Genomic DNA, 5525 nt, shown 5'->3' with positions numbered 1-5525 from the left:
CCCGGCGGGTCGCTGCGCCACCGTGCAGGCGAAGTCGACGGTGCCAAGGGTGCGGCATGGGTCGATGCCACGGTGGCCCGGCTGAAGAGCAGTGGGCATCTCGTGCTCAGCGATACGACCGCCTTCGGCCTATATGATCACAATCTGGTCGCGCTCAACCAGCTTCACCGCGACGGCCGACCCGACACGCTGTGGCGCGTGCGCCCGCGCCGCATCGTGCTGGCGACGGGCGCGATCGAGCGGCCGGTCCCGTTCGCCAACAACGACCTTCCGGGCATACTCTCCGCTGACGCGGCGTTGAGCTACCTGCGCAGGCATGGCGTCCTTGTCGGCCGGCAGATCGTGGTCGCAACCAACAATGACAGCGCCTACGAGCCGGCCTCGGCGCTGGCTGCGGCCGGCGCTTCGGTGACGGTGGTTGATTGCCGGCGTGAGGGTGGCGTACAGGCGAAGAGCGGTATTCGGGCCCTCGCCGGACGCGCCATTGCAGCGGCGCGCGGCCGCAACGCCGTTCAGAGTGTTCTGCTCGACGACGGTACCGCCCTTGCGGCCGATTGCCTGCTCGTCTCGGGCGGCTGGACACCCACCGTGCATCTGTTCTCGCAGGCAAAAGGCAAGCTCGCCTGGAGCGATCAACTGTCGGCTTTCATTCCCGCAGAAGCGATCGAGGCGATCGGCGTAGCCGGCGCCGTCGCCGGCACGGTCTCGCTTTCCGAGACCTTGGCCAGCGGCCTGGCGGCTCTCGGCGGGGTCGGCTCAGCGTCGCCGGCACCTCGCAGCACTGGCGAGGAAAGAACGCTTGGCGTCGTCAGCCTGTGGCCGAAGCCCAAAGCCAAGGGCCGCGTCTGGATCGACTACCAGAGCGACGTCACCGCCAAGGACGTCGAACTGGCGGCGCGGGAGAATTTTGTCTCCGTCGAGCACCTGAAGCGCTATACGACCCTTGGCATGGCGACCGACCAGGGCAAGACGTCGAACCTGAACGGTCTGGCGCTGCTGGCCGCGGTTACCGGCCGCGCCATCTCGGATGTCGGCACCACCACCTACCGGCCGCCTTTCACGCCTGTGCCGTTCGCCAGCCTGGCGGGAGCGCGTCGCGGCAGCATGCACGCCCCGGTCCGTCGCCTGCCGCTGGAGGCAAACCATCGCGCAGCAGGCGGAGTGTTCCAGGAATATGGCGGCTGGCTGAGGCCGGCCTATTACGGAAGCGGCGAAGCTGCAGCCACGATCCATGAGGAAGCGCGGCGCGCCCGGCAGTCCCTTGCGCTCTTCGACGGCTCGGCGCTCGGCAAGATCGAGGTGATCGGTCCGCGCGCCGCCGAATTCGTCGACTTCATCTATTACAACACCATGTCGACCCTCAAACCCGGCCATTGCCGCTACGGTTTCATGCTGTCGGAAAATGGCGTCGTCTTCGATGACGGCGTTCTGGTTCGTCTCGACGAGCACCGCTTCATCGTCTCCTGCTCGTCGTCGCATGTCGCCGCTGTCCACGCGCGTCTCGAAGAGTGGCGGCAGGATCGTTTCGGCCGCGATGCGGTCTATATCCACAACGCCACCGCGCAATACGCCACCTTGACCATTTCGGGTCCGAAAGCGCGCGGGCTGATAGAGGGGCTCGATCTGGGTGCTGCGCTGGACGATGCCAGCCTGCCGCACATGGCGGTTACCGCCGGCCGCTTTGCCGGCGACGAGGTGCGCATTGCCCGGGTCTCCTTCACCGGCGACCGAAGCTACGAGATCTCCATCCGCGCCGACCGGGCCGAGGCGCTCTGGGCAAGAATGCAGCAGGAAGGCCGCGCGTTCGACGCCGTGCTGCTCGGGCTTGAATCCCTGATGATCCTGCGCGCCGAGAAGGGCTTCATCGTCATCGGCAAGGACACCGACGGCAACGTCATGCCGCACGACCTCGGCGTCGCGGGACCGCGGACCAAGCGTACAGGTGAGTTCGTCGGCCGGCGCTCGCTTTTCACCGAAGCGGCGAGCCGAACCGATCGCAATCAGCTTGTCGGCCTGGCTGTCGGCGAAGGCGAGGCGCCGCTGGCGACCGGCGCGCATGGTGTGGAGAAAAGCGGCGACCGGCTCCGGAGCATCGGCTTCGTCACCTCCAGCTATCAAAGCCCGACCCTGGGCCGCCCCGTCGCCCTGGCGCTCATCGAACGGGGTGCCGCACGGCATGGCCAAACGATCGACGTTCAGCACCTCGGCGTCCTGCGCCAGGCCACCATCGTCGCGCCCTGCGCCTTCGATCCGGAAGGGAGCCGCCTGCATGCGTAACCTTGCCGAAAAATGGCCCCCAGCGCCCGACTGGACCACCGCGGTCCTGAACACGGACGGGATTAGCGTGCGCACATTGGACGGGCTGAAGCAGCTTCTGGTCAGCGGCGACCTGACGGCTTGGGCGCAGGCTTCGGGTCTCGCGGGGGAAGGAGTCGGAGCCGGCGCGGTTGCCAACGGCGACAAATACATGGTGCGCATCGCGCGCGATCGTATTCTCGCCGTGAGCGGACGGCCATTACCCGTCGCGGCCGGCTGGCACGCGGCCGGTTTCGCGGTCACGGTCATGGATGCCGGGCTGCATGTATTCGAGATCGAAGGGCCGGGATTGGCCGGTCTGGTCGCCAGGGGCACGGCGCTCGATCCGAGGCAGGCAAGTCTCTCGGCTTCGATCCTTTTTGCCGGCTCCGGCGTTCTCTTCTACCGGTTCGGCAACCCCGATCGGGCGCGTGTGCACGTCGACCGGAGCATTGCCCCGTATCTTTGGGAGTGGCTCGAACAGGTGCAAGTATTGTAGCGGGGGCGGTTTCAGGTCTATCTAGCCGGCATTCAAACCTGGCCGGCCCGACATGCCTTCCGATTCCAGTGCAGATGCAGTCGTGCGACGGTCCGGTCTGATCGGCAACACCAAGGTGACGCGCGAGGACTGGATGAAGCTCGCGCTGGAGACGTTGATCTCCGAAGGCGTGGAGGCGGTGCGCGTCCTCGCGCTCGGGCAGAAGCTGAACGTCTCCCGTTCCAGTTTCTACTGGTACTTCAAGAGCCGTCAGGACCTGCTCGATCAGCTTCTCGACTATTGGCGCAACAACAACACCCGTTTCATCCTCGAGCAGGCCGGCCGGCCCGCCGCGTCGATAACTGAGGCCGTGCTCAATGTCTTCGAGTGCTGGCTGGATGAGAGGCTGTTCAATCCGCGCTTGGACTTCGCCGTGCGTGCCTGGTCGCGCCAGTCCGCCAAGGTCCATCGTATCGTGAACGAGGAAGACGATGCGCGGGTCGATGCCATCCGGGCGATGTTTTTGCGGCACGGTTACGCAGACACCGAAGCCTTCGTGCGGGCGCGCGTGCTGTACTTCACGCAGATCGGCTATTACTCGCTCGAGATCGTCGAGCCGGTGAGCAACCGTCTGTCTCTGACGCCGGCCTACCTGCTCACGCACACCGGCAAGCAACCTCGCCAGGGCGAGGTGGAGGCCTTCGCCGAAAAGGTGCGGGTGCGAACCGGCAGTTGACCATGGCCGACTGCTCGGCGGTCCGCAGCGCCGTCACCTGCAAACGTTTCTCAAACACGTTTCAGCGCTGTGAGATCGGAAATCGTCTTCCTGATCACCGCTTCCACCTTCGACCGTTCCTCGCCGCCGATCGGCAGGCGCGGCTTTCGAACGTGTTCCGGAGCGCCGTACACCAGATGCTCGGCGAATTTGATGTACTGCACCAGCTTGACGTCCGTATCGAGATGAAATGCCGGCGTCATCAGCCGATAGAGCGGAAGCGCTACCGCATAATCGCCGCCGCGGGCGGCGTTGAACAGCGATACGCACTCGGCCGGCCATGCATTGGTCATGCCCGAAACCCAGCCGGCGACACCGAGCGTCAGGCTTTCAAGGATAAGATCGTCGACGCCGCAAAAGATGTCGAAACGGTCGCCGAAGGCGTTGAACAGGTCGGTTACCCTGCGGATATCGCCGGTCTCTTCCTTGATGGCGACGATGCCAGGAACATCGACCAGCGCCTTCAGCGTCTCGACGTCGACGTCGACCTTGTAGGCGAGCGGATTGTTGTAGATCATCACCGGCAGGTCGCTGGCCTCGGCCACGGTCTTGTACCATGCCACCGTCTCATGGCGGTCGGTGCGATAGGCGAGACTGGGGAAGGTCATCAGCCCCTCGGCTCCAAGCTTCTGGTAGTTGCGAGCCGCCGCGGCCGCGTCGTCGGTGGATAATTCCGCAAGACCGGAGAGCAGCGGCACCCGTCCCGCCACGACTTCCCTGGCCGCTGAAACCACGGCATCGCGCTCGGCCTGTGTCAGCGTGGCATTCTCGCCAAGCATGGGCAGGACGATCACGCCTGACACGCCGTTCTGAACAAGCCGCTCGATGCTGGCTTGCGTGGCTTTCAGGTCGACTACGCCGGAAGCCTGCATCTTGGTCGTCACTGCTGGAAACACGCCGCTCCAGGTCATGGAATGCTCCTTGGTTGGGGTGTGGCCGGCGGAGGCGTCATAGAAGGGACGCATGCCGTATCGCCGGTCGGCACCAGCTTCCCATTTCTAACGCCACATGTTGACCTGCCAAGCCGCAAATGCGTCTTCGCCATAGCCCAGCGGTTTGTCGCGAAGAAACCGGCGCCGATCCGTCAGCGGCCTATTGCAGCGGATGCCGATGCGATCGGCGCCAGCAGCAGCATGCCAAAAGCCGGGCGCATAAGACGGCTGCTTCGGGTAACGGCGCCCAACCGGTCGCCAAGGCGCGCGCCGCTCCGATCAGGCCGTCACGTAAATGCTCCCGGCCTCGACGGTGACTGGGAACGTCCGCGCGCGAACGGACGGGTTGACCAGGGCCGCACCCGTCTGGATGTCGAACTCCCACCCATGCCAGGCGCAGCGAACGATTTCGTTCTCGCGGTGGTAGATGAATTCGGGTCCCTCGACGGGAGCGGTCGTTCCGCATTGCGGCCCTTCGCAAAGCGGAGCGCCTCGGTGAGGACAAACATTCAGCAGCGCATGGAAACTATCGCCGATCCGGAACACGCCGATCGACAGGCTGCGCACCTTGGCGATGAATGGCGTCCCGACCTGGATCTCGTCGGCGCGACAAATATACGTCTTCTCGGCCATTTGGGTCCTCGTCACGCTGCCGCGGCGGCTTGCGGGCGGGGGATCCGCTTGTAGACATCGAGCGCATTCTGGCCGAGCACCTTGCCGCGCCATTCCGGCGGGATGTGCAGCGTGTTAACGTCATCGTAATCCCAATGCGGGTAGTCGGACGCAAACAGCAGCGTGTTCTCCCCGTCCATCGCTTCCAGGAGCGCCCAGAGGTGTTTGACGTTCGACGGTTGCTCCAACGGCTGCGTGGAGAAGCGTATGTTGCGTCGACAATATTCCGACGGCAGCATCTTCAGCCATGGCGTCTCCTTGCGCAGGGCTTTGTAGTCGGCGTCAAGTCGCCAGAGCACCGACGGCACCCAGGCGATGCCGCACTCGATGACGACAAAGTAAAGATCCGGCCATTTTTCGAACACACCATGCG

General features: G+C 64.7%; 6 protein-coding genes. 3 read left to right on the top strand and 3 right to left on the bottom strand.

Annotation, left to right across the window (positions count from 1 at the left end; genetic code table 11):
- The 3 genes from EOA60_RS16500 to EOA60_RS16490 form a co-directional block, all read left to right on the top strand.
- On the top strand, positions 1-2277 hold a 2277-nt coding region (locus EOA60_RS16500; RefSeq protein WP_128311612.1), incomplete at its 5' end, for a glycine cleavage T C-terminal barrel domain-containing protein.
- Positions 2270-2794 carry a hypothetical protein gene (locus tag EOA60_RS16495; RefSeq protein ID WP_095826040.1) on the top strand — a complete coding sequence of 175 codons (525 nt, stop codon included), beginning with the start codon at positions 2270-2272 and terminating at the stop codon, positions 2792-2794. The genes EOA60_RS16500 and EOA60_RS16495, both read left to right, overlap by 8 nt.
- 52 nt (positions 2795-2846) lie before the next feature.
- Positions 2847-3509, top strand: coding sequence for a TetR/AcrR family transcriptional regulator (locus EOA60_RS16490; RefSeq protein ID WP_095826039.1), 663 nt, complete (start codon positions 2847-2849; stop codon positions 3507-3509).
- A gap of 50 nt (positions 3510-3559) precedes the next feature.
- Here EOA60_RS16490 and EOA60_RS16485 read toward each other — a convergent pair whose 3' ends face one another.
- The 3 genes from EOA60_RS16485 to EOA60_RS16475 form a co-directional block, all read right to left on the bottom strand.
- Positions 3560-4459: a dihydrodipicolinate synthase family protein gene (locus EOA60_RS16485; RefSeq protein WP_095826077.1), complete on the bottom strand. Its 900-nt coding sequence runs from the start codon at positions 4457-4459 to the stop codon at positions 3560-3562.
- A gap of 300 nt (positions 4460-4759) precedes the next feature.
- Entirely contained in the window at positions 4760-5113 is a 354-nt protein-coding gene (locus tag EOA60_RS16480) for a Rieske (2Fe-2S) protein (RefSeq protein WP_066994002.1), read from the bottom strand.
- An 11-nt stretch (positions 5114-5124) separates the two neighbouring features.
- Positions 5125-5525: amidohydrolase family protein (locus EOA60_RS16475; protein WP_164899348.1), on the bottom strand; the 401-nt coding region annotated here is incomplete at its 5' end.

The organism is Mesorhizobium sp. M1A.F.Ca.IN.020.06.1.1 (assembly GCF_004023265.1).
Taxonomy (GTDB): Bacteria; Pseudomonadota; Alphaproteobacteria; order Rhizobiales; family Rhizobiaceae; genus Mesorhizobium.
The sequence above is the reverse complement of the archived record's forward strand: the minus strand, read 5'-3'. Positions and strand labels throughout refer to the sequence as shown.